Source organism: Microbispora rosea, assembly GCF_900156315.1.
Lineage (GTDB): Bacteria > Actinomycetota > Actinomycetes > Streptosporangiales > Streptosporangiaceae > Microbispora > Microbispora rosea.
Window position 1 is genome coordinate 72,508 of sequence record NZ_FTNI01000009.1, and the last position, 23,757, is coordinate 96,264.

Here is a 23,757-nt window from a genome sequence, read left to right on the forward strand (position 1 = left end):
TGCATTGTTAGGAGGCAAACCTACCCGCTGGGCTCGGGCGACATTCACAGGATGAGACTTGTGAGTCCACAGGGCGGTCGCCGCGGGCCGGCGGCGCCTCACTCGCCCTTGTCCGCCACGCCCGCGGAGTCGAAGGTGGCGACCTCGTGCATGACCCGCGCGGCCGCGCTGATCAGGGGGTGGGCGAGCAGCCCGCCGGTTCCCTCCCCGAGCCGAAGCCGCAGGTCGACGAGCGGGTCGAGGCCCAGATGGGCCAGCGCGGCCGTGTGGCCGGGCTCGGCCGAGCGGTGCCCGGCCAGGCAGTAGCCGACGGCGTCGGGCGCGAGCGCGCCGGCCACCAGGGCCGCGGCTCCGGCGATCACCCCGTCGAGGATGACGGGCACCCGGGCCGCGGCGGCGCCGAGCACGAAACCGGCGATCGCCGCGTGCTCCAGGCCGCCGACCGCCGCGAGCACGCGCAGCGCCTCGCCGGGCCCGCCCGGTACGGCTCCCGCCTCGGTGATCCCGTTGGCCCGCAGGCCACGCCGTACGATCTCGATCTTGTGCTCGTAGGTGGCGTCGTCGACGCCGGTCCCCCGGCCGGTGACCTCGGCGGCGGGCCTGCCGGTGAAGGCGCAGATCAGGGCGGCAGAGGCGGTGGTGTTCGCGATGCCCATGTCTCCGGTGACCAGACAGCGGCCACCCGCGTCCACCAGGTCGCGGGCGACCTCGATCCCGGCCGTCAGGGCGGCGGTGGCCTGTTCCTCCGTCATGGCGGGCCCCTGCGACAGGTCGGCCGTGCCGTACGCGACCTTGCGGGCGAGCAGCCGGGGCGCGGGCGGCAGGTCGGCCGCGACGCCCACGTCCACGACGGTCACCGACGCGCCCACCTCGGCGGCGAAGACGTTGGCGACCGCGCCTCCCGCGGTGAAGTTGGCCACCATCTGCGCGGTGACCTCCTGCGGCCAGGGGCTCACCCCCTGCGCGTGCACGCCGTGGTCGGCGGCGAAGATCGCCAGGGCGGCCGGGACCGGGAGCGGCGGCGGGCAGGTTCCGGCGATGCCGGCGAGCCGCACCGCGACGTCCTCGAGCACCCCGAGCGAGCCGCTCGGCTTGGTGAGCCGGTCCTGGTGGGCCCTGGCCTCCGCCATGGGGCCGGGCTCGACCGGGCGGATGGCGCCGATCGTCTCGCCGAGGGACGTCATGCTCTCTCCTTCTGCGCGGCGGCTACACCGCGCTGGCGATTCCGGGCTGGGCGAGCGGCCCGTCCGGCGCATCGCCGCGGAGCTCCTCCCCCGCCTCGCCGCGGCCGACCGCGCCGATCATGCTATCGGCCTCGATCTCGCCGTCCGCTTCCGGTTCCGGCGTCTCGGCGTCGAACGTCTCGTCGAACGCCTCGGCCTCGAAGGCGTCCACGTCGAGCGGTTCCAGGTCCAGGGGGGCAGGGTCCACGAGCGAGGGGGTCAGCGGCGCACCGCCGGTCTCCCTCGCCCCGCTCAGCCGCGGGGCGATGGCGGTCACGAGGCCGGCGTCCCTCTCGGCGCCCGGGTCCACCGGCGTACGGCCCGCGGGGAACGGCCGGGTCACCGGCAGCACCGCGGACGGGCGGCGCGCGGCCGGCGCCGAGGACTGACCGCCTCCGGCGAGCGCCTCCTCATACCTGTCGATCACCACGTCGGCGAGGCCCTCGCAGTCGCCGATCACCTCGGCGCAGCGGATGTCGAGGCCCTCGTGGTTGGCGCCGTAGGCCAGTGCCTGCGCCCAGATGCGTTCGAGGACTCCGCCGGCGAACAGGACGTACGGCAGGACGATCACGCGCTTGGCGCCGAGCCTGCGGCAGCGCTCCAGGCCGCCCGGCACGCCGGGGCGGGTGTGCGACACGTATGCGGTCTCGACGGTCAGCAGGTCGGCGGCGTGGGTCTCCCAGAACAGCCGCGAGACCCGGTGGACCTCGGCGTTGACGGCGGGGTCGGTGGAGCCGTGCCCGACCAGCACGACCGCGGTCTCGCCGGGCGCGATCTCGGCGGGCGGCTCGTCGGTCACGAACCGCGGCATCTCCGCCCGGGCGTCGGCGAGCCGCTCCGCGAGGAGCTTGAGCACCCGCGGGTCGGGCCCGAGGGGGCGGCCGAGGTCGTATTCGAGCGTGGGGTGCCGCTCCTGCTCCAGGGCCATGGTGCCGGGGATGTCGCCGAGCGCGCGCCGGTCGCCGGTCAGGCTGAGCGGGACCGCGATCAGGTGGTGGTGCCCCCGGGCCACGAGAGAGGAGATGGAGTCGCCGAGCGGGGGGCGGGCGTTCGTGATGAAGCCGCCGCTCACCTCGGCGGGAAGCCCGTCAAGGCGGCAGCGGAGGCGGTGAACGAACCTGCCGAACTCGGCGACGCCGGTCTCATCGTGGGTGCCGTGGCCGATGAGCAGCAGCGGCGGTTTCATCTGGCTGATCTCCCCTGCAGTTGACCTGCGTGTCGTTCACAATCCCCCGCCCCGTCCGGGCCGGCGCCGCCCGTGTGCATGCCGGGACGGGATCTCCCGCTTCTGGACGCGCACTCGCCGGCCGGCGGGAGGCTCACGGCTGGCGAGGATAGCCTTCCGGCCCCCAATCATGGTGGCCACTTGACCGATGGGCACAGGGACTAGGGGGATTCTTTACCTATTGCCATGAAATTTCCCCGTTGAGCATGCCGAACAGGACGGCGTCGGCCCAGCCTCCCGGGACCGGCAGCGCCCGCCGCATGATGCCCTCCTCGATGAACCCGGCCTTCCTGGCGACCGCCTGGCTGGCGCGGTTGCCCGTCGCGACCAGCAGGTGGACCCGGTGGAACCCGAGGTCGAACAGGTAGGCCGTCGCCAGTCGCGTGGCCTCCACCGCGTATCCCCTGCGGCGGGCCCACGGCGCGATCCAGTAGCCCAGCTCGGCGTCCCCGCGTTCGTGGTCCTCACGCTGCACGCCGATGGCTCCGGCGAGCCGTTCCCCGTCCTTCGGCTGTATCGCGAAGTTGCCACCATAGCCGGGGCCGTTCGCGTGCGCGAGCCGGGTGCACCACTCCAGCGCCCGCTCCAGCGTGTAACCCTCGGCCCACGGCATCCACCGGGCGATCTCGGGATCGCCCTTGACCGCGTCGGCCACGTCGAAGGCGTCCTGCCGGGCGAAGGGCCGCAGGACCAGCCGCTCGCTCTCGATCCTGCGGCGCGGGACCGACCGCTCGTCGCCGCGCAGCCGTCCGAAGACCACCAGGTCGTGGGGGCCGTCGTCCTCGAATCCCGCGCCGCGGAGCAGTCCCTCGCGGATGAAGCCGGCCTTCTCCGCGACCCTGATCGACGCGAGGTTGTCGGCGTTCGCCCGCAGTTCGATCCGCCGCAGCGGGCCCTCCCCGAGCAGGCGGCCGACGAGACCGCGGACCGCCTCGGTCGCGTATCCCCTGCGGCGGTAGGCGGGATGCACGCCGTATCCCACCTCGGCGATGCCCGTGCCCCACTGGGCCTTGAAGACGCTGATCGACCCGACCACGCCGTCCCGCGCGTGCATGGCGAGGTGGATGCCCTGGCCCGAGCGCCACAGCTCGTGCACGCCGTACGACAGCCACTGCGCGATGCCGGTCGCGTGCCCGGGCGCGCCCGGGGGCAGCGCCGTGGTGTGCGCTCCGTCCTCGATGACGGCCCGCACCTGGCCCGCGTCCCCGGGACCGAACGGCCGCAGGATCAGCCGTTCCGTGTTGATCGTCAGGCGCTCGTCGAACAATGCGTCACTCCATCACATGAGCGGATTTTTCGCCCGCCGGGGATTATGTGGGACACGGCCTCACCGCTCCCGATGTTTGGGGCAGGCGGTCCGGGTACGAGGCACGTCAGTGACCCTAATCGGGAGGTGAGGTCATGAGTATCCAGCGCGGCAGCGACAAACACGGCCGCCGGCTCGACGAGGAGCAGAAGCACGAGACGCAAGGCCTCGTGCAGGGCGCCGGACGCACCCGGGTGGAGGAGTGGCGCGAGCCCGAGCCGACGCAGCAGCCCGAAGAAGACATGTCGCCGCCCCGTCGGCACCCGCCCGGTCGCGAGCCCGGGACGCCGCTCGGCATCACCCCCGCCGACGTGGAGCGCCGCAGCCACCTCGCCACCTGGCTCAGCGACGCCGGCTTCCCCGCCGACCCGGCCAAGCTGCTCGCCCACGCCGAGCACAAGAACGCCCCCGACGCCGTGATCGACGCCGTACGGCGGCTGCCCGAAATGACATTTCACAACATCGCGGAGGTCGCGGAGGCCCTCGGACTCGGAGTGGAACGCCAGCGCTGGTAGGGAGGGCCCGTGAGACTGGACTTCATCCGCGGGTTGTACGAGCGGAGCGGCCCGTACGCCTCGGTATACGTGGACACCGACCGGTCGTCCGAGGGCGCGGCCAACGTGGTCCAGCGCCGGTGGGCGCAGCTCAGGGAGCGGCTCGCCGAGGAGGGGGCGCCGGCCTCGGCCCTCGATCCCATCGGGGAGCTGATGTCCGACCCGGTGTGGGCCGCGCCCGGGCGCGCGGCCTTCGCCAGGGACGGCGAGGTCGTGTTCACCGAGGCGCTCGCCCACCGTCCGCGCCGTCAGACCGCACGGTGGTCACCGCTCCCCCACGTGGTGCCGCTGCTCGCGCAGCGCGGCGAGCACGTCCCGCATGTCGAGGTGCTGGCCGACCGGGCCGGGGGCGACGTCACCGTGGTGGCCGACGGGCGGCGGCGCGAGCTGACCGTGGAGGTGGCGGACCCGGACCGGTCGCTCCAGAAAACCGGCCAGGGCGGCCGGTCGCAGGCCAACTTCGACCGGGAGGTCGAGGAGGGCTGGCGCCGCAACGCCGTGGCCCTCGCCGAGGTGGTGGAGAAGGAGGCGCACGGCATCGGCGCGGAGGTCGTGGTGCTGGCCGGCGATCCCAAGGCCCGCGGGCTCGTGACCGACTACCTCGCCAAGGACGTCGTACGGCGACTGACGGTGGCCGAGCACGGCAGCCGGGCCCCGGGCGCCGACCTGGACCACTTCCGCCGGGCGGTCGAAGGGGCCTGCCGGGCCTGGACCGAGCGGCGCTGCGAGGAACTGCTGGACACGTACGCGGCGGGCAACGCCGTGGCGGGCCTGACGGAGACGGCACGCGCGCTGCGCGACCGGCGGGTGGGCACGGTGCTGATGCACGACGACCCGTCCTCCACCGCCATGATGTGGATCGGCCCTGAGCCCACGCAGTTGTCCACCGACCCGGCGGAGCTGGCCGCCTGGGGGGTCGGGGAGCCCATGCGGGAACGCGCGGACGCCGCCCTCGCGCGGGCGGTGGCCGCGACCGACGCCGAGCTGTGGTTCGTCCCGCGGCTGGAGTCGCCCGACGGGATCGGCGCGCTGCTGCGCTTCTGACCGAAACCTCGGGCCCGGGTGGAGCTCAGGTCACGATCAGCACTTCGAGCGTGCGGGGGCCGTGCACGCCCTCGACCCGGTTCAGCTCGATGTCGCTGGTCGCCGAGGGGCCGCTGATCCAGGTCAGGGGCCGCGCGGGGGCGAGCCGGGCGACGGCGTCCGGCACGCCCGCGACGATCTGGGCGGTCCGCACCACGCACAGGTGATAGTCGGGCACCAGCGAGAGCGCCCGCCTGCCCTGGCCCGGCCCGGCGTCGAGGACGATCGTTCCGGTCTCCGCGATCGCGACCGCGCAGGTGGTGAGCACGCCGTCCACGGCGCCGAGGTCGGCGGCGCTCAGCGGCGGGTCGTCGGCGACCGCCTCCGCGTCCGCGGCGGCGAGCCACGGCGCGGGGAACCCGGCCGGCACGACGACCCGCCGCGCCCCGCGCGCGGCGAGTGACAGCGCGACGCGCTCCGCCACGCCCGGCTCGTCCACGAGGTGGACCACGGCGTGGTAGTCGCGGACCCGCTCCTCGAACAGGCCGATCTCGCCCGGCCTCTCCGAGGGCCCGCGGTAGGCGCGGGTGATCTCGACGTCGGGCACGCCCGCGAGGGCGCGGCGGACCCGGGCGAGGATCAGGTCGCGGGAACTCATCGGCGTCCTCCGTCCGTGCGGTCCCACCACTCGCGGAACGACTCTTCCGGCATCTCCGGCAGGTCCCTGGTGTCGGTCCAGCCGGCGAGCGGCCCCGGCAACCGCCGAGGAGTGAGCCGGCGCAGCCGTCCCGCGGCGCGCTGCAGGCGCGCGAGCCGTCCCGACCGCTCGAGCACCCACCCGGCCGCCGCCATCCCGGCGCGCTCCGGCCAGGGGTGGCGGGCCCGGGACCGCAGGTCCACCAGCACGGACGGGATGTCGATGGCCACCGGGCAGACCTCGTAGCAGGCGCCGCACAGCGAGGAGGCGTACGGCAGCGAGCGGTCGAGCTCGGACCCCATGCCGCGCAGCTGCGGCGTCAGGATCGCCCCGATCGGCCCGGGATAGACCGACCCGTACGCGTGGCCGCCCGCCCGCTCGTACACCGGGCAGACGTTGAGGCAGGCCGAGCAGCGGATGCAGCGCAGCGCCTGCCGGCCCACCTCGTCGGCGAGGACGCCGGTGCGGCCGTTGTCGAGCAGCACCAGGTGGAACTCCTGGCCCTCGGCCGCGCCGGTCCACATGGAGGTGTAGGGGTTCATCCGCTCCCCCGTGGAGCTGCGGGGCAGCAGTTGCAGGAAGACCTCCAGGTCGCGCCAGGTCGGCAGCACCTTCTCTATGCCGACCACGCTGATCAGGGTGCGCGGCAGCGTGAGGCACATGCGGCCGTTGCCCTCGGACTCCAGCACGACCATCGTGCCGGTCTCGGCGATCGCGAAGTTGGCCCCGGAGATCGCCACCTTGGTCTTCAGGAAGCGCTCACGCAGGTGGAGCCTGGCCGCCTCGGCCAGCGCCGCGGGGTCGTCGGTCAGGTCCTCGGGGGCGGGCCTGCCCCAGCCGGCCATGTGCTCGGCGAAGATCTCCCGGATCTCCGCGCGGTTGCGGTGGATCGCCGGGACGAGGATGTGCGAGGGCTGGTCGTCGCCCAGTTGCACGATGAGCTCGGCGAGGTCGGTCTCGTAGGCGGTGATGCCATGCTCGAGCAGCGCCTCGTTGAGGCCGATCTCCTGGGTGGCCATCGACTTGACCTTGACGACCTCGGTCTCGCCCGTGGCCTTCACCAGCCCGGCGACGATCCGGTTGGCCTCGGCCGCGTCGGCGGCCCAGTGCACGTGGCCCCCGGCGGCCGTGACCGCCTCCTCCAGCCGCACCAGGTATCTGTCGAGATTGCGGAGCGTGTGCTCCTTGATCGCCCGGCCGGCCTCGCGCAACCCGGCCCAGTCGGGCGCCTCCGCGACGACGCTCGCCCGCCTGGCCCTGATCGTCCTGGTCGCCTTGCGCAGGTTGAACCGCAGCTGCGAGTCCCGCAGGGCTCTCGCGGCGTTGCGGGGGAAGGGCCGCGTCGGCGGCATGCCGAGGAAGGTGACGCTCATCGGGCCCCCGCCGTCTCGGTCGAGCAGAGGATCTCGGCCAGGTGCGTCACCCGCACGCCCGACTTCTGGCGGCCGAGCATCCCGCCGATGTGCATCAGGCAGGAGTTGTCGGCGGCGCACAGCACCTCGGCGCCGGTGTCGAGGACCGCGCGCACCTTGTCGGCGCACATCGCCGCCGACACCTCGGCGTTCTTCAGCGCGAAGGTGCCGCCGAAGCCGCAGCACTCCTCCGCGCCCGGCAGCGGCACCAGTTCGAGTCCCTTGACCTGGCGCAGCAGTGTGAGCGGACGGTCTCCCAGGTGGATGCCGCGCAGGGAGTGGCACGTCGGGTGGTAGGTGACCTTGTGGGGGAAGTAGGCCCCCACGTCGGTCACCCCTAGCACGTCGACCAGGAACTCGGTCAGCTCGTACGTCTTCGGCACGACCTGCGCCACCGCGTCGGCGAAGGGACCGGACGACCCGGCCAGCTTCGGGTACTGCTCGCGGATCATGGCCGCGCACGAGCCCGAGGGGACGACGACCGCGTCGTAGCCGCGCAGCGCCGCCACGCTGCGCCGGGCCAGCCGTACGGCCTCGTCCCGGTAGCCGGTGTTGGCGTGCATCTGGCCGCAGCAGGTCTGGGCGCGGGGGAAGTCGGCCTCGACGCCGAGGCGGCGCAGCAGGCGCACGACCGCCCGCCCGGTGTCCGGGAAGAGCGTGTCGTTGACGCAGGTGACGAACAGGGCTACCCGCACATGCCCTCCCGGCGTGTATGGTCAGACCAAATATGGTCAGACCATACATCCTGGTGCGCCCGCGGCGACACCGGCGTCGTGAGGAGCCGAGGTGACCACCGGAGAACGCCGGCGTACGGACGCCCGGCCGCGCGCCTTCGAGGAGGTGCTCGCCCGCATCGAGGAGCGGATCGCGGCCGACGGCCTGACCGTGGGCGACCGGCTCCCGGGCGAACGGCAGCTCGCCGAGCAGCTCGGCGTGGGCCGGTCGTCGGTCAGGGAGGCGCTGCGCGTGCTGGAGACCCTCGGGGTGGTCGCGTCGCAGGCCGGCCGGGGCCCGGACGCCGGGGCGGTGCTCACCTCCCGTCCGGGAGACGCGCTCACCGACCTGCTCCGGCTGCACCTCGGCCTCGCCACGCTCTCGATGCGCGAGGTGATCGACACCCGGCTGATGATCGAGCAGTGGGCGGCGGCCCGCGCGGCGGCGGCTCCCGCGCGCACCGCGACGGCACGGATGGCGGAGGCGATCGCGGCCATGGACGCCGCCCGCGACCCCGCCGAGTTCGTCGAGCACGACATCGCGTTCCACCTCGCCCTCGCCGAGGCGGCGGGCAACCGGCTGATCGTGGCGGTGGTGCGCGCGCTGCGCGACGCCCTGCGCCGCTACGCCGTGGACGCGGTCGTACGGCTCGGCGACACCGGCGGCCTGCAGGACGACCACCGGCGCATTCACCGGGCGATCGAGGACGGCGACGCCGGAGCCGCCGCGGCCGCGGTCGCCGAGCACCTCGCCCGCGCCTATCCGGAGTCTGGCCCGGATTCATAGAACGTGTTCTAATCACGCGTGTGGCCGATGATCTGAGACTCGGGCTGAACCTCGGGTACTGGCAGCGGAACGCCGACGACGCGACCGAGGTGGTGCTGGCCGCCGAGCGCCTCGGCTACGAGTCGGTGTGGACCGCCGAGGCGTACGGCAGCGACGCGTTCACCCCGCTGGCCTGGTATGGCGCGAGGACCAGCCGCATCAAGCTCGGCACCAGCGTCGCCCAGTTGTCCGCCCGGCCCCCGGTGACGACCGCGATGACCGCGATGACGCTCGACCACCTCACGGGTGGCCGGCTGCTGCTCGGCGTCGGCGCCTCGGGCCCGCAGGTCGTCGAGGGCTGGTACGGCCAGCCGTTCGCCGCGCCGCTCGCCCGCACCCGCGAGTACGTGGAGATCATGCGGAAGGTCTGGCGGCGGGAGGAGCCGGTGACCAGCCCGGGCCCGCACTATCCGCTTCCGCTGCCCGGCGGCCTCGGCAAGCCGCTCAAGCTGATCACCCACCCGCTGCGGCCCGAGATCCCCGTCTACCTGGGCGCGGAGGGCCCGAAGAACGTCGCGCTCGCCGCCGAGATCGGGCAGGGCTGGCTGCCGCTGTTCGCCTTCCCCGAGAAGATCGAGGCGATGTACGGCGACGCCCTGTCCGGCGCTAAACCGGCCTTCGACGTCGCCGCCATGGTCATGGTGGTCGTCACCGACGATCTGAGGGCCGCACTCGACGGCGTGAAGATGATGCTGACGCTCTACATCGGCGGCATGGGGGCCAAGACCCGCAACTTCCACGCCGACATCATCGGCCGCATGGGCTACGCGGAGCAGGCCCGCCGCATCCAGGAGCTGTACCTGGCCGGCCGCCGTGACGAGGCGTTCGCGGCCATCCCCGACGAACTGGCCGACGGCATCGCGCTCCTCGGGCCGCTCGGCCGCATCCGGGAGCGGCTGGAGCTGTGGCGCCGCAGCCCGGTCACCACGCTGCTCGTCATGGGCCCCCGTGACGAGCCCACGCTCAGAGCCGTACGGGATCTGGTCCTCGGGTGAGCGCGGCCCGCCCGGCGGCGGCGACGGCGAAGGCCCGCACCAGCGGGTGCGGCTGCCGTTCGGCCAGCTCGGGCTGGAACAGCGTGACCAGATAGAAGGGGTGGCCGGGCAGCTCGGCCACCCGCGCCTCTCCTTCCTCGTCGTGGCCGGTGAAGCGCAGGCCGTGCGCCTCCAGCGTTTCGAGATAGGCGGGATCGGGGCCGTAGGAGCAGAAGTAGCGCTCCACGGTCCGGTCGGCGCCGACGATCCGCTCGGCGAGCGAGCCGGGGACGAGCCGGACCGCCGCCTCGTGACCGGCGAGGGAGCAGGCGAGCTGCCTGATCAGCGGGTCGGGGGCGGCCGGGTCGTTCTCCGCGTGGCTCACGCTCAGCCCGCACACGTGACGGGCGTACTCCAGCAGCGCGTGCTGAAAACCGGCGCAGGTGCCGAGCAGCGGGATCGCGTTCTCCCTGGCGGTCCGCGCGGCCGTGATCGCGCCCTGCTCGCTGCGGTAGGGGCTGCCGAGCAGGATCCAGACGCCGTCGAACCCGCCGAGATCCGCGACCTCGTCGGTCCTGATCCAGTAGGCGTCGAGGTCCAGCCCCTCACGCTCGCGTAGCGCGTCGAGGATGAGCGGGATGCGGGTGTGGGAACGGACGGCGGGTGACCGGTCGCCCACCAGCGCGATGCGGGGTCTCATGACCTCCATGCTGGCGACGTGCGAACTTAATGACAAATGATGATTTCCGGTGTTCGTATAAGGGATGCTGATGTCGTGGACCCTCATCTGCTGAGCACGTTCGTGACCGTGGTCGCCGAGGGGTCGTTCTCGGCCGCGGCCGACCGGCTCGGCTACACCCAGCCCGCGGTGTCCCAGCAGATCGCCGCGCTGGAGGCCGACCTCGGGGTGCCGCTGCTGACCCGCCGTCCCGTACGGCCGACCCGGGCGGGCGAGCGCCTGCTGGAGCACGCGGGTCCGCTGCTGCTGCGGCTGCGGGCCGCGCGGGCGGACGTGGCGCGGCTGTCCGCGCAGCCGCGGGCCCTCACCGTCGCCGCAGGCCCGCTCGCCCTCACCGCGGACACGGCGGCGGCGCTGGCCGGGGTGACGACGCTGCGCATCGCGGGCGCGGCGACGGCCGTGGCGCTGGTGGCCTCGGGCGAGGCCGACCTCGCGCTGGCCGACGGCCCGGCCGCGCCCTCCGACCCGCTGAACCTCCCCGACACGGGGCCGCTCACCACCGTGGGCGTACGGGAGGAGGAGCTGGTGGTCGTGCTGCCCGAAGGACATCCGCTGGCGGGCCGGCCCGGCCTGCGGCTGGACGACCTGGCCGACGCCCTGTGGGTGGACGCCCCCGAGGTGATGCCGCTCGACCGCCTGCGCGCGGTGGCACGGCTCGACGGGCTGCGGCCCGGCATCCGTTACGAGGGCCACGACCCGGCCGTCGCGGCGCGCCTGGCCGCGGCCGGGCACGGCCTGACCCTGCTGCCCGCGTCCGCCGCGCCGTGCGGGGTCCGGGTGCCGCTGGTCGCGCCGAGGATCGTCCACCGGGTGGAACTGGTGCACGCGGCCCTTCCGCCGGGTCCCGCCGCCGAGGTCGTCCGCGCGCTCACCTCCTGAGCGACAGGTCGCCCACCGCGTCGGCGTAGTAGACCGACCCGCCGAGGTGGAAGGCGACCTGGCGGAGTGTCCAGCCCGCCCCGGGCGAGTGGTCGAGCTGCTCCGGGCTCAGCACCTCCAGACGGGCCGTCCAGATCCGGGCGAGCCGGGTGAGCCTGCTGCGGGCCTCGTCGAGATCCTGCTCGGTGAACGGAGCGAGGTCGGCCGCAGTAGTGATCATCGACGCATGCCAGTGGTCGGGCAGGGGCACGCGGCCGGCCAGCCGGTCCTCGATCTCCGCCAGATGGTCCACGAGATGGTCGGCCACCCGGCGGATCGCCTTGTGCGGGGTGTAGATCCGATCTTCCGAGGGCACCGGCAGGCCGTCCCAGGCGGTCCAGGTCGCCGCCAGGCGGAGCACGTGGTCGATCATCTCGGCCACGACCCGCGCGGGCTCGCGGTCGTCGGTCGGCGGGGCGTCGGTCATGAACGGCCTCCAGGGTGCGAGGGCATGTGCCCGTGCAGGCTAGGGCCGCGTCGTTTCGACGCCCGCCGAAAGGTCCTGCCGACCGTTTTCCGGAAATAGACGACCGAGCCATCCGAGGCGATCGCCCAGCTTCCGGCCCGGCTGGTCCGGAACCAAAGAGGATAAATCCAGGTAGAGGCATTACATTCGCGAGTGGGTGACGGCGTGCCGGCAAAGGGGATGTCACGAAGACGGAGGCGTCGCAGGCCCCTCCGGCCTCGCGCTTGACACGACCGACATATGGGTGATTTATGGATTTATGGGGCATTTGACCGATGCCGATCGCGGAACTGATGATTGGTCCGATTTCTGCCGATCATCGTGGCCCGGTTGGCGCGGTCGCGCCCGCGAGTGGACCATTGTCGCCGGAGTGCTGCAGGAAGCCAGGGTAGGCCGGGGTGCGGTCCTCCTGGTCGAAGGCCGGTCGGGCGTCGGCAAGAGCCGCATGCTCGGCATCACCACCACCGCCGCGGCAAGGGCGGAGCTGGGAGTCGCGCAGGGCGCGGCGGACGAACTGACCCAGCTGATCCCCCTCGCCCCGCTCACCTCGGCGCTCGGGGAATCGAGCTATGCGCTTCCCGTGGCCGCTCAGATGAGCGTCTACAGTCACGCCGATCAGCGGCTGCTGCTGGTGGAACACCTGCAGGGACAGCTGGAGCAGCGGGTGGCCCGGGAACCGATGCTCCTGGCGTTGGACGACCTGCACTGGGCTGATCCGATCACCCTGCTGGCGCTGCGGTCGATGACCAGAGACCTCGCCTCCTATCCGCTCGTGTGGATGCTGGCCCGTACGACCGGCAGCGGCGACTGCCCCCGCCTCAACTGTCTGTTCGACCTGCTGGAACGTGACGGCGCGACCCGGATCACGCTGGGGCCGCTGGACGAGGCAGCGGTGGCCGACGTCGTCACCGACGTCCTCGGGGCCACACCCGAGCCGGACGTGCTGGCCCTGGCCGGCATCGTCGACGGCAATGCCTTCCTGCTCGTCGATCTCCTGGAGAAGTTCACAAGGGAGGGCGTCTTCCAGATCGCCGACGGCCGCGCGCGGATGGCGGCGTCCCCGCCACGCACTCAGGCGATCATGCAGGAACGCCTGGAAGGACTGTCGGCACGGACCAGGTACCTGCTTCAATGCGCCGCGATCCTCGGCCGGTCGTTCTCGGTGAAGGATCTGGCCGAAATGCTCGGCGAATCGACCAGCGCTCTGCTGCCGATGCTGGAGGAGGCGATGTCGGCGGGCATCGTCGAACCCGCCGGCGGCGAACTGTCCTTCCGGCACGACCTGCTGTGGCAGGCGGTGATCGGGACCATCCCCGACTCCGTACGCCGGGCCATGCACCACGATGCGGGAACGATGCTGCTCAAACGTGGCGGGTCGGCGGTTCCCGCCGCCGCGCACCTCATCCACAGTGCCGGTCGCGGCGATACCTCCGCGCTGCTCGGGCTCGACCGGGCGGCGCGCGAGGTGCTGCGGTCCTCACCGCAGACCGCCGCCGACCTCGCCCTGCGGGCGCTCGAACTCAGCGACTCCGCCGACCCCGACTGGTTCGGTCGCGCCGCCACAGCCGTCGACGCCCTGACGGTCATCGGACGGCTGGCCGAGGCGGCCGATCTCGCCCGTTCCGCACTCGGCAGGGCCCCACCCCGCCCCGCTGCTCGCCTGCGATGCGCGCTGGCGCACATCCTGCTTTTGAACGGCCGGCCGGCGGACGCGATATCCGAGACCGAAAACCTGCTCGCCCGCGAAGACCTGCCCGAGGACCTTCGCGGCATCGCCGAATGGACGATGTTCTGGGGGCTTACCTGTCTGAACGACTTCCGGAAAGGACGGCGGCAGGCGGAAGCCGTTCTGGCCGACCGCGAGCAGCACGCCGATGCGGCGGTCGTCGGAGCACTCCTGCTGCTCGCGCAGTTCGCCATGGTCGACGGGCGGATCGCCGACTCGTTCACGCACCTTTGCGAAGCCCTGCGCATCACCGACCGCGGCACCGCCGAAGCCATCCAGCGCCCGTACACGCGCCTGATACTGAGCCTCTACTACAGGGCCATGCGTGAGTTCGACGCGGCCGACGTCGCCATCCAGGCCGCCGAGGAGGAGATCAACGACCTCGGGCTGACCGTGCTCGCCGCACAACCCGCGCTGTTCCGCTCCGTTCTGCATCTGGGCACCGGCCGACTTGACGACGCGGCCGCCGAGGCCCAGGCCGGGAGCATGACCGCCGAAGAACTCGGCACCCACGGGTTCATCCGCGTCGGGCTGTCCATCCTCGCTGTCATCGCCCTGCGGCAGGGCGACATCGACGCCGCGGTCCGGCACATCGAACGCTTCCAGTCCATCCAGGCCGCGCCCGAGATGTTGTACGGATCCGTGTGGGAGAAGTGGGTGATGGCGGCGGTGGCCGAAGCCCAGGGAGATCCCGGGCGCGCGGTCGACATACTCGACGCCATCTACACCGACGAGGAGAAACGGCGCTGGGCACTCCTCACGACGCCTCTCACGGCCGCCTGGATGACCCGGCTGGCCCTGGCCGCGGCGAACCGTCCGTATGCGCGGGCCATCCTTGACACGGCCGAGTATCTGGCCCGGAACAACCCGGACTTTCCCGTCTTCGCCGTCACGTTCGCCCACGCCCGCGGCCTCTTCTACCAGGACGCCGGTGCGTTGGCCGCCGCCGCCGATCAACCCGAACCGTGGGCACGCGCCTTGGTCGCCGAAGACCTCGGTGTCCTGCTGGCCACCGCGTCCGACCCCGACTCCATCGCGAAGGCCGTCGACAGCCTGGATGAGGCGCTCGACGGCTACGGGCGTATCGGTGCGCTCTGGGACGTGGCGCGGGTGCGAGCCCGGCTGCGGGCGCTTGGTGTGCGCCGTCGCCACTGGAGTCAGGTCGAGCGGCCGGCCTTCGGCTGGGACAGCCTCACCGACACGGAACGCGCCGTCGCCAGCCTGATCATCAGGGGGATGACCAACCGCCAGATCGCCCAGCGGATGTTCCTGTCGCCGCACACGGTGTCCACCCACCTACGCCGGATGTTCAGCAAACTCAACATCGCATCCCGTACCGAGCTGGCCCGCATCGTCGCCGAAATGTGCCCCGAGCTCATCAAGGGTGATTGAGCGGGTCTTCCGGTCGGAGCGGGGTTCTGTTCTCGCTTGATCGCGTGGACCGCCCTTCCTCGCGAGGTGGTCCCGGACCGGATTAGCGCGATCGCGGACGGGATAAGAGTGAGGCAGGTCACACACCCGGCGCGGGGGGAGAACAGATGCGGTCCACATCGTCAGCGCTGAGCCGGGCGGCCGCCGGCGTGTACGCGGCCCTCGCCGCTCAGGTCGTGTCTGTGGCCGCTCTCGCCGTGTTCGAGGAGAGCCGGGGCAGGCGGCTGGCCGCGCAGATCGCGGCCTTCGGAGGCGATCCCGCCTCTCCCGCCGCCCGGACCGTCAGCGGCGCGGCCACGGCGTTCGCCGTGCTGGTTCTGCTGATGATCGGCGCCACCGTGGCGTGCGCCGCCGCCTACCTGTCGTGGCTGCGGGCGGTGCGCCCGGCCACGCCGCCCGTCGTGCTCGCGGCGGCGTGCCTCGTGCCCGGAGTCAACCTCGTGGTCCCGCCGTTCCTCGCCGACCTGGCCTGGCGCGAGGGCCCGGCGGGGCGCCCCCGCCGGAGCGGTCCCGCGCGGGGCGAGCCGTACGACGGCAGGGACCGGACGCGGTGGCTGGTCGTCCTCTCCTGCTGGTGGGTGAGCTGGCTGGCCGCGCTCGGGCTCGTGTTCGCCGGCCCGGCACGGGACGGGCTGACCGGCCTTGGCACACCCCAGGCCGCCGCGGTCGCCGTCGCGGCGCTCCTGTGCGCGTCGGCCGTCCACGAGATCACCGCCCGGCACACGGGCACGGGCGGGAACCGGGCGGCACGGCCCGCCGTGCGGCCGCAGGTCCGCCTCGGCCACGGAGAACGGCCGTCCGGCATGCCGGCGGCACCCGCGGGAGGCCGGGCGGGCGCCGTGCCCACGGACGGCGGCGAGGAGGATCACCGGCCGGGCGGCGGGCCCGAGCTGCCGGAGCTGGCGTGCCAGAGCCGCCGCTGGGGCGCGGACGGCTGGCCGAGGAACCGCCCCTCGCGTACGGCCGGCGGGGCTCCGTTGTCGGAGTAGGGCGACACCCGGAAGCCGTTGCCGTACTCGATGGGCCGTCCGCCCACCCCTGCGCCGGGCACGGGCACCTCGCTGATCAGGGCGCGTACGGCGTCGAGCCCCTGGGTGCGCCACACCCGGTCGAGGTCGGCGAGGTTCCAGCAGTGGACGGCGCGCAGCGAGACCGCCCGGCCCCCGGTGCGGCGCACCACCCCCCTGGCCATGAGCAGCCACGACCCGAACACGGTCGCGGCCGTGTGCGCCTGCACCGACTCGAAGAACGTCAGGTCGATCGGGCCGGTGGAGTCGTCCAGAGTGGTGAAGATGACCCGCTGCCCCGACCGCACGGCGGGCGTCTGAGTGGCGACCTTCACCCCCGCGACCAGGATCTCCGCGCCGTTGCGCTGCCGGAGCAGATCCCTGGCCCGCGTCACGCCGATCGCGTCGAGCAGGTCGCGGTAGAAGTCCATGACGTGGTGGCTCACGTCCATGCCGAGGATCTCCAGCTCGGCCTCGACGGCCTCGGCCTCGGTCATCTCCGGCAGTTCTCCGGGCATGACGTGTTCGGTGAATCCCATCGGGAGCTGCCCCTCCGCGCCCGCGGGAGAGCCGCGGTCGAGCGCGCCGACCTGGGCGATCAGGTCGCGCCTGGTCAGCCGTCCCGGCCGCCAGCGCGGCTCCCCCGGCCGCAGGCCGTGCAGCGCGTCGAACCCGCCGACCTCCACGATCCGCTCGGCGACCGGCCGTGAGGGCCGGGCCCGCTCCCAGAAGTCGGCCAGCGAGGTGTAGGGACGGCCCGCGACCATGCGGTCCACCTCGGCCCCGCTCACCCCCCGGACGGCCGAGAACGGCACCCGCAGGCCGTATCCGCGGCCGAACTCCCCGGGACCGCCCTCCGCCGGGCCCGTACGCTCGACCAGCCAGGTCTTCCCCGACCGGTTGACGTCGAGAGGCAGGACGTCCACCCCGCACTGGCGGGCCTCGTCGAGGATGACCCGGCTCGGGTACATGCCGGGGTCGTGAGTGAGCACGCCCGCGAGGAACGCGGCCGTGTGGTGCCGTTTCAGCCAGGCCGACTGGTAGGTGGGCAGCGCGAAGGCCGCCGCGTGCGCCTTGCAGAACCCGAACCCGCCGAACGCGTCGAGCACCTTCCACGCCCGCTCGACGACGTCGTGGGCGTAGCCGTTCTCCCTCGCGAGCGGCACGAACCAGGCGCGTACGGCCTCGCGGCCCTCCGGCGTCCCGAGCGCGCGGCGGGCCCGGTCGGCCTCCGACAGCCCCGACCCGGTCATGACGTCGATGACCTTCATGACCTGCTCGTGGAAGACGACCACCCCGTTGGTCTCCCTGAGCGCGTCGCGCAGCGACTCGTGCGGGTAGCGCGCCTCGCGGAAGCCGTGCCGGGTCTCCAGGTAGGGGGTGACCATGTCGGAGTTGACCGGTCCCGGGCGGAACAGCGAGATGTCCACGATCAGGTCGTGCATCGTGCGCGGCTCCAGCTTCGCGACCAGTTCGCGCTGCCCCGGCGACTCGATCTGGAAGCAGCCGATCGTGCGGCTGCGGCGGATCATGTCGTAGGTCTCCCGGTCGTCGCGCGGGACGGCGTCCAGGTCGATCTTCCGGTTCTCGACCCGTTCGACCTCCTGGAGGGCGTAGGCGAGCGCCGACTGCATGCGCACGCCGAGCACGTCGAGCTTGAGCAGGCCCGCCTCCTCGACGTCGTCCTTGTCGAACTGCGACATCGGGAACTCCAGCAGGCTGCGCTCGACCGGCGTGCGGTCGCGCAGCGTGGAGTTGCCGATCAGCACGCCGCAGGGATGCAGCGCGATGTGCCGGGGCAGCCCGTCGAGCCGCTCGGCCAGGCGGAACACGGTCTCCAGCGACCGGTCGTTCAGCCCGCTGTCGCGCAGCTCCGGCAGGTCGGACAGCGCGGCCCTGATCTGCCTGGCCCGCACCTGCGGGAACGCCTTGGCGATGACGTCGATCTCGTGCGGCGGCAGGCCCATCGCGGCGCCGACGTCCCTGATCGCGCTGCGGGCGCGGTAGGTCTCCATCATCGACACGCAGGCCACCCGGTCCTCGCCGTACCGGTCGAGGATCGCGCGGTAGCAGTCGAGGCGGCGGGCCGACTCCACGTCGATGTCGATGTCGGGCAGGCCCTTGCGGCCCTCCGACAGGAAGCGCTCCATCAGCAGGCCGTGTTCGATCGGGTTCACCTCGCCGATGCCGATCAGGTAGTTGACCAGGCTGCCCGCCCCCGAACCGCGGATCGCGCACCGCACGCCCATCGCCCGGATCATGTCCGTGATGCCGGCGACGGACGTGAAGTAGCCCGACAGCCGCTTCTTCTCGATGACGTGGAGCTCGGCGGCGAGCCGGTCGCGGGCCTCGGCCGAGCGCTCCAGGCCCCGCCGGGCCAGCCCCTCCTCGCAGCGGCGCCGCAGCAGGGGCACCGGATCCTCGCCGACCTCCGGCAGGTGGAGCCGGGGCCGTTCGGGGTCGAGCAGGGGTGCGATCTCGACGGGGTCGAGCACGCACCGGCCGGCCACACGGCGCGTCTCGGCCAGCAGCCGCTCGGCCCGGCCGGTGTCGCCGCCGCAGATCCGCGCGGCCACCCGCGCCATCTCGGCGCCGTCCTTCAGATACGCGTGGGCCGTGGGGTCGTCGAGGTGCCGCCCGTCGAGGGGCACCAGCTTGCGCGCCGCGTCGAGCACGTTGCCCACCTGGTGGTCGGCGGCGTCCAGGTAGCGGACCGCGTTGGTCAGCACGACCGGCACGCCCATCGAGTCGGCCAGCCCGATCATGCGGGCGGCGGTGTTCGCGTCGCGATAGCCGTACAGGTCGGACACCTCCACGACCAGGTCGGGGACCACCGCGCGCCAGGCGGCCAGCAGGGCCCTGGCCTGGTCGTCGCGCCGCTCGGCCACCGCGCGGCCGACGCCGGAGCGGGGCCCGAGCAGCACGGTCAGCCGCGGCCCGCCGTCCGGGCCGGTCGCGTGCTCGGCCACCATCCCCGGCGTGACGTACGGCGCGCCGCGCTCCCCCGCCTGGTGGGCGGCCGTGACCAGGCGGCACAGCGAGGCCCAGCCGTCCGAGTGCGCGAGCACGACGACCCGCGCCGGATCGGCCGCCGTCCCCCGGCCGTGCCCGTGTCCGCTGTGGCGGCCCCGCGGCGTGCGGCCGGACGGCAGGCCGCCGCCGAACAGGTCGTCCGGTGTGGAAGAACCCGGCCCGGAAGAACCCGGCGTGGCAGAGGCGCCGTCGAGGGCGAGATCGACCCCGACGACCGGGCGGACGCCCTGCTCGTGGCAGGCGATGACGTGCTTGACCGCGCCGTAGAGGCCGTCGCGGTCGGTCAGCGCCAGCGTGTCCATGCCGTGCTCGGCGGCCCGCCGGACGAGGGCGGCCGGGAACGCGGTGCCGTACCGCAGCGAGAAGGCGGACGCCACGTGCAGGTGGGCGAAGGCGTGCGTCATAGGCGCACCCCCGTCCGTCCCCCGGCCCGTCCGGCGTTCCGTCCTCCAGCGGCCCGTCCCCCGGTCGTCGTGGGTGGCTGGAGCGTTCCCATCAGTCCCAGGCCCTCAGCAGGAGCCAGCCGCCACTGGCGGTGTCGAAGCGCAGTTCATAGGTCCCGACCTCCTTGCCGGCCGCGGCCCCCACTCGCCAGAAGCGCCGCTCGCCGGGATCGGCGTCCGAGGTCTTCCACCATTCCCTGGCGACCACCCAGTGGTCCTGGATCTCGCGGACGGTGTAGAGCCGGTCACGCCAGACGAACTGAGCAGGGTGTCCGTCCCGGACCCACACCTCGATCGGATCGCCGTAAAGTCTGCTCAAGACTCCTTCTCCCTGTGGCTTCGTGGCCACCCGGGGGAAGACGGGCGGATGATTCGGGCAGAATCGCCGCTACTTCGAACATACGTTCCCAGGACGGTGAACGCAAGTCGGCGCGGTCCGTTCCCGGGTGCGAAATCCCAGGAAGCGCGCCCGCCCGCGGATCACTCGCCGAGCCAGATCCCGCCGCCCCGATAGGGCGGCTCCTCTCGTTCGGTGTCGTCCACCACCGCCGCCCAGACGCGCGCCGTCCCCGGCTCGCCGGCGACGGCCGCCACCCGGGTGTGCCCGAGCGGACCCGCCGGAAACGTCCCGTACGTCCACTTTCCGCCAGACAGGTGGCCAATCGACGTGTTCCACTCGTTCTTCGCGTAGAACAGCCAGAAGCCGCCCTTGCCGTCCGCCTCCAGCCGCAGCTGAGGATCGAGCTCGGGTTCGGACGGCAGGCTGTAGCTCCACCGTCCGTTCTCCCGCCGCAGAAACAGCGTGCTGCCGCAGTAGGTCACGTCCTCCTCCTCGGTGCCGCAGACCCACGCGACCCAGCCGACGGCCGCCACCCTGCCCGACCCGTCCACCGCGACGTCCACGAGCTCGGAGAGCTGGCCGCGGTGCAGCGCGGGGACCGCGGGGAGCGGGACCGTGCTCCAGGACCAGCCGTTCCAGCGGGCGACGGCGGCCCGGCCGCGGCTGGAACCGGCAACCCAGACCTCGCCGCCGGGGAGGCCGTCCAGACCCTTGGCCACCAGCGGCGGCCGGGCCGTTCGCCAGGCCGCGCCGTCCCAGTGCCGCAGCTCCGCCCGGGACGCCCAGGCACCCTCGGCTCCCCCTGCCCCGTCCAGGAAGTTCGCGTTCAGGATCGCCCAGACGTCGCCGGAGGCCGCCGCGTGCACCCGCTGCGGCTCCGCACCCGGACCGGGCGCCGCGGTCCACCTCCGACCGTTCCAGCGCGCGGCGGCGTTCTCGCCGAACAGCCACACGTCGCGGTCGGAGGAGGCGGCCACGGCGCGCGGCTCGGTCAGCGGCGGGGCCGGAACCTCGCGCCACCGCCCGCCGTCCCCGCGCAGCACCAGCGGCGCCTTCGTCTCGGGCCCGCACGGCTCCGGCACGCGCGCGCCGGCCGCCCACACGGTCCCCTCGCGGGTCACGGCCAGGCCCCGGACGCGGTCACGGTAGTCGTAGTAGGCGACGCGCCATGCGCCCGCCCGCCCGCCCTCCTCGTCCGGCTCCGGCGTGGGCGAGCCGGTCAGGCAGGAGGGCGACGGCCGCTCCCGCGCGGCGGCCGTGGCGTTCGCGGTGTCGGTCTCGTTCCAGGTCTCGAGATCGCGGGGGGTGGTCGACGCGCACGCCGCCGGCAGAGCCATCGCGGCCAGCGCCGCCGTCACACCCAGAATCCGCGTCCGCATATGCATAGGACGCGGCGGCTCCGCGTCCGGTTCTGCCGGAACAGGAGGCACCTGTCCGGCGCGCGGGACAGCAGAGTGCCGACGGTATCGGCGTGCCCGGCGCGGGCGCCGGGACCGAGCACGGCCCGCCCGCGCCGTGCCGCGGGTGCGGCGGGCGGGCCGGGACCGGCTCCGTGACTCAGCCCGCGTGTTCCGCGTAGGCCGCCAGGAGCTGGGCCTCCGCGATGTCGAAGTACGCGAGCAGCTCCCGCTCGGCCCGCTCGTGGTCGCCGTCGCTCAGCAGCGTGGCGATGCGCGCGTTGTCCCCCAGATAGGGCTCGTGGAAGGTCCTGAGCTCGCCCATCACATGGAAGGCCAGCCGCAGCTCGGCGAGCAGGCGCGCCATGGTCTCGTCCACCCGGGGACTGGCGAGCAGCGCGGTGATCGCGCGGTGGAACCGCATGTTGGCGGTGCCGACGGCCGCCCAGTCGCCGTTCTCCGCGGCCGCCCGCCCCTCCTCGACGTGGCGCCCCACCTCCTCCACGGCCTCCCGCGGGGCCGTGACGACCGCCCGTACGCCCGCCGTCTCCAGGATGCGGCGCATCGCGTAGATGTCCGCCACGTCGGCCGCGGCGAGCTTGCGGACGAAGACTCCGCGGTGCAGCTCGTGCACCAGCAGGTTCTCGTGCGACAGCAGCCTGAACGCCTCTCTGAGCGTGTTGCGGGAGACGCCGAGCAGGTTGCCGATCGTCTCCTCCGACAGGCGGGTGCCCGGCGGCAGGGAGCCGTCGATGACGTTCTCCCGCAGGACGTCGGCGACCAGCTCCGCGGCGCTGGCCCGATCGAGCACCGGCCGAGCCGCGCTCAACCGTGCCGCCCAGTCCGCCATAGCCGTCATCGCCGCAACCCCTTCTCGACCGCCGGATCACTCCCAGCTTAGGTCGTGGCACGCCGGCAGGATCCCGTGATCACGATTGGATTTCACATGATCACAGGGAGTTGTAGCTCAGAAGTAACCCACAAGAGGCTTGATGAATCGTTGAACAATCCTCTAATTTCCAGGGAAGGTGAGCAAAGGAGTCCCGCATGAACCCACCCCCCGGCACCCAGACGGCCTCGTCCCCGGGCATCACGAGCGGAGGGCGGCGCTCGGCGCTGCTCGGCGCGATGTTCCTCATGGCCACGAGCGCCATCGGCCCCGGCTTCATCACCCAGACGACGACGTTCACGGCGCGGCTCGGGGCGGCGTTCGCGTTCGTGATCGTCGCTTCGATCCTCGTCGACATCGCCGTCCAGCTGAACGTCTGGCGGGTGATCGGCGTCTCCGGGATGCGCGCCCAGACGCTGGGCAACCGGGTGCTGCCCGGCTCGGGATATGTCCTGGCCGTCCTCGTGGCCTTCGGCGGCCTGGTGTTCAACGTCGGCAACGTCGGCGGCGCGGCACTCGGCCTGAACGCCCTCGCGGGGATCGACGTCAAGATCGGCGGCACGGTGTCCGCCCTGATCGCCGTCGCCATCTTCCTCAGCAGGCGGGCCGGGGTGGCCGTCGACCGGATCGTCGTCGTCCTCGGCGTCGTGATGGTGGCGCTGACGCTGTACGTGGCGATCGTCTCCCACCCGCCGGTGGGCGAGGCCCTGCGGCAGACGGTCCTGCCGGACACGGTCGACTTCCTCGCCGTCACGACGCTGATCGGCGGCACGGTCGGGGGCTACATCACCTACGCGGGCGCGCACCGGCTGATCGACGCGGGCGTGACCGGACCGCGGAACGCCGGGCAGATCTCCCGCGGCTCGATCACCGGCATCCTGGTCACCGGAGTCATGCGGGTGATCCTCTTCCTCGCCTCGCTCGGCGTGGTGGCCGGAGGGTTCCGGCTCGCCGCGGACTCCGCGAACCCGGCCGCCGACATCTTCGCGAGCGCGGCGGGCGAGCTGGGCCTGAGGCTGTTCGGCGTCGTCCTGTGGGCCGCCGCCATCACCTCGGTCATCGGCGCCTCGTACACGTCGGTGTCCTTCCTCGCCAGCTTCTCGCCCCGGACGGACCGCTACCGCTCGTGGATCACGGTGGCCTTCATCGTGGTCTCGACCGCGGTCTTCCTCCTCATCGGCAAGGCTCCGGCCAACCTCCTGATCCTGGCCGGAGCGCTCAACGGCCTCATCCTGCCCGTCGGCCTGGCGGTGATCCTCTGGGTCGCCGCCCGCCGCCGTGATCTCATGGGCGGGTACCGCTACCCGGTCTGGCTGCTCGGCATCGGTGTGCTCGCCTGGGCGCTGACCATCTACCTCGGCTGGAACTCCCTCAGCGGGATCAGCGCGCTCTGGAGCTGACGTGTCCTATCCGAC

Annotated in this window: 19 protein-coding genes; 7 read left to right on the top strand and 12 right to left on the bottom strand. The window is 72.9% G+C overall.

Annotated features, from left to right (window positions below; genetic code table 11):
• Window positions 1–98 precede the first annotated feature (98 nt).
• The 3 genes from cobT to BXA11_RS41320 all read right to left on the bottom strand — a co-directional run bounded on the left by cobT (window position 99) and on the right by BXA11_RS41320 (window position 3,715).
• Window positions 99–1,184 carry a nicotinate-nucleotide--dimethylbenzimidazole phosphoribosyltransferase gene (gene cobT / locus BXA11_RS14955; RefSeq protein WP_076435017.1) on the bottom strand — a complete coding sequence of 362 codons (1,086 nt, stop codon included), beginning with the start codon at window positions 1,182–1,184 and terminating at the stop codon, window positions 99–101.
• A 22-nt stretch (window positions 1,185–1,206) separates the two neighbouring features.
• Window positions 1,207–2,409 carry a sirohydrochlorin chelatase gene (locus BXA11_RS14960; RefSeq protein WP_204053917.1) on the bottom strand — a complete coding sequence of 401 codons (1,203 nt, stop codon included), beginning with the start codon at window positions 2,407–2,409 and terminating at the stop codon, window positions 1,207–1,209.
• A gap of 217 nt (window positions 2,410–2,626) precedes the next feature.
• Window positions 2,627–3,715 (bottom strand): GNAT family N-acetyltransferase, encoded by a 1,089-nt coding sequence (locus BXA11_RS41320; RefSeq protein WP_083744244.1) that lies wholly within the window; start codon window positions 3,713–3,715, stop codon window positions 2,627–2,629.
• Window positions 3,716–3,849: 134 nt separating this feature from the next.
• Here BXA11_RS41320 and BXA11_RS14975 point away from each other — a divergent pair, with 134 nt between their 5' ends.
• Window positions 3,850–4,269 (top strand): DUF2795 domain-containing protein, encoded by a 420-nt coding sequence (locus BXA11_RS14975; RefSeq protein ID WP_076435018.1) that lies wholly within the window; start codon window positions 3,850–3,852, stop codon window positions 4,267–4,269.
• Between the two features lie 9 nt (window positions 4,270–4,278).
• Window positions 4,279–5,352: a baeRF2 domain-containing protein gene (locus BXA11_RS14980; protein ID WP_030509634.1), complete on the top strand. Its 1,074-nt coding sequence runs from the start codon at window positions 4,279–4,281 to the stop codon at window positions 5,350–5,352.
• Between the two features lie 25 nt (window positions 5,353–5,377).
• On the opposite strand, the gene BXA11_RS14985 is transcribed toward BXA11_RS14980, so the two are convergent.
• From BXA11_RS14985 to BXA11_RS14995, 3 genes are read right to left on the bottom strand one after another with little or no spacing between them, the layout of a single operon-like run.
• Complete coding sequence (locus BXA11_RS14985; RefSeq protein WP_076435019.1) at window positions 5,378–5,989, bottom strand: LutC/YkgG family protein; 612 nt, start codon at window positions 5,987–5,989, stop codon at window positions 5,378–5,380.
• Window positions 5,986–7,401 carry a lactate utilization protein B gene (locus BXA11_RS14990; protein WP_076435020.1) on the bottom strand — a complete coding sequence of 472 codons (1,416 nt, stop codon included), beginning with the start codon at window positions 7,399–7,401 and terminating at the stop codon, window positions 5,986–5,988. The genes BXA11_RS14985 and BXA11_RS14990 overlap by 4 nt, the downstream gene beginning before the upstream one ends.
• Window positions 7,398–8,135, bottom strand: a complete 738-nt coding sequence (locus BXA11_RS14995) for a (Fe-S)-binding protein (RefSeq protein WP_076435021.1) — start codon at window positions 8,133–8,135, stop codon at window positions 7,398–7,400. The genes BXA11_RS14990 and BXA11_RS14995 overlap by 4 nt, the downstream gene beginning before the upstream one ends.
• Window positions 8,136–8,226: 91 nt before the next feature.
• Here BXA11_RS14995 and BXA11_RS15000 point away from each other — a divergent pair, with 91 nt between their 5' ends.
• The gene (locus BXA11_RS15000) at window positions 8,227–8,940 is read left to right on the top strand and encodes a FadR/GntR family transcriptional regulator (RefSeq protein ID WP_076435022.1); all 714 of its coding nucleotides are present in this window, start codon (window positions 8,227–8,229) and stop codon (window positions 8,938–8,940) included.
• 20 nt (window positions 8,941–8,960) lie between these two features.
• Window positions 8,961–9,974, top strand: a complete 1,014-nt coding sequence (locus tag BXA11_RS15005; RefSeq protein ID WP_076435023.1) for an LLM class F420-dependent oxidoreductase — start codon at window positions 8,961–8,963, stop codon at window positions 9,972–9,974.
• Here the strand turns inward: BXA11_RS15005 and BXA11_RS15010 are convergent.
• A complete protein-coding gene (locus BXA11_RS15010) occupies window positions 9,943–10,653 on the bottom strand; it encodes a CTP synthase C-terminal region-related (seleno)protein (RefSeq protein WP_083744245.1) in 711 nt (236 codons plus the stop codon). The genes BXA11_RS15005 and BXA11_RS15010 overlap by 32 nt on opposite strands.
• Window positions 10,654–10,728: 75 nt before the next feature.
• Between BXA11_RS15010 and BXA11_RS15015 the strand changes: the two genes are divergently transcribed.
• Window positions 10,729–11,571, top strand: coding sequence for a LysR family transcriptional regulator (locus tag BXA11_RS15015; protein WP_076435025.1), 843 nt, complete (start codon window positions 10,729–10,731; stop codon window positions 11,569–11,571).
• On the opposite strand, the gene BXA11_RS15020 is transcribed toward BXA11_RS15015, so the two are convergent.
• Window positions 11,561–12,037: a DinB family protein gene (locus BXA11_RS15020; RefSeq protein WP_076435026.1), complete on the bottom strand. Its 477-nt coding sequence runs from the start codon at window positions 12,035–12,037 to the stop codon at window positions 11,561–11,563. The two genes, BXA11_RS15015 and BXA11_RS15020, sit on opposite strands and share 11 nt — an antisense overlap.
• 298 nt (window positions 12,038–12,335) lie before the next feature.
• On the opposite strand from BXA11_RS15020, the gene BXA11_RS15025 reads away from it, so the two are divergent.
• Window positions 12,336–15,194 carry a helix-turn-helix transcriptional regulator gene (locus BXA11_RS15025; protein ID WP_083744246.1) on the top strand — a complete coding sequence of 953 codons (2,859 nt, stop codon included), beginning with the start codon at window positions 12,336–12,338 and terminating at the stop codon, window positions 15,192–15,194.
• 904 nt (window positions 15,195–16,098) lie between these two features.
• Here BXA11_RS15025 and BXA11_RS15030 read toward each other — a convergent pair.
• The 4 genes from BXA11_RS15030 to BXA11_RS15045 all read right to left on the bottom strand — a co-directional run bounded on the left by BXA11_RS15030 (window position 16,099) and on the right by BXA11_RS15045 (window position 22,312).
• A complete protein-coding gene (locus BXA11_RS15030; protein WP_076435028.1) occupies window positions 16,099–19,677 on the bottom strand; it encodes a DNA polymerase III subunit alpha in 3,579 nt (1,192 codons plus the stop codon).
• A gap of 91 nt (window positions 19,678–19,768) precedes the next feature.
• A complete protein-coding gene (locus BXA11_RS15035; RefSeq protein ID WP_030509646.1) occupies window positions 19,769–20,035 on the bottom strand; it encodes a DUF6504 family protein in 267 nt (88 codons plus the stop codon).
• A 161-nt stretch (window positions 20,036–20,196) separates the two neighbouring features.
• The gene (locus tag BXA11_RS15040) at window positions 20,197–21,435 is read right to left on the bottom strand and encodes an NHL repeat-containing protein (RefSeq protein ID WP_159454778.1); all 1,239 of its coding nucleotides are present in this window, start codon (window positions 21,433–21,435) and stop codon (window positions 20,197–20,199) included.
• Window positions 21,436–21,613: 178 nt separating this feature from the next.
• Window positions 21,614–22,312, bottom strand: coding sequence for a GntR family transcriptional regulator (locus BXA11_RS15045; RefSeq protein WP_030509648.1), 699 nt, complete (start codon window positions 22,310–22,312; stop codon window positions 21,614–21,616).
• Between the two features lie 188 nt (window positions 22,313–22,500).
• Between BXA11_RS15045 and BXA11_RS15050 the strand changes: the two genes are divergently transcribed.
• On the top strand, window positions 22,501–23,742 hold the full coding sequence (locus tag BXA11_RS15050; RefSeq protein WP_076435030.1) for an NRAMP family divalent metal transporter: 1,242 nt from the start codon (window positions 22,501–22,503) through the stop codon (window positions 23,740–23,742).
• Window positions 23,743–23,757 lie beyond the last annotated feature (15 nt).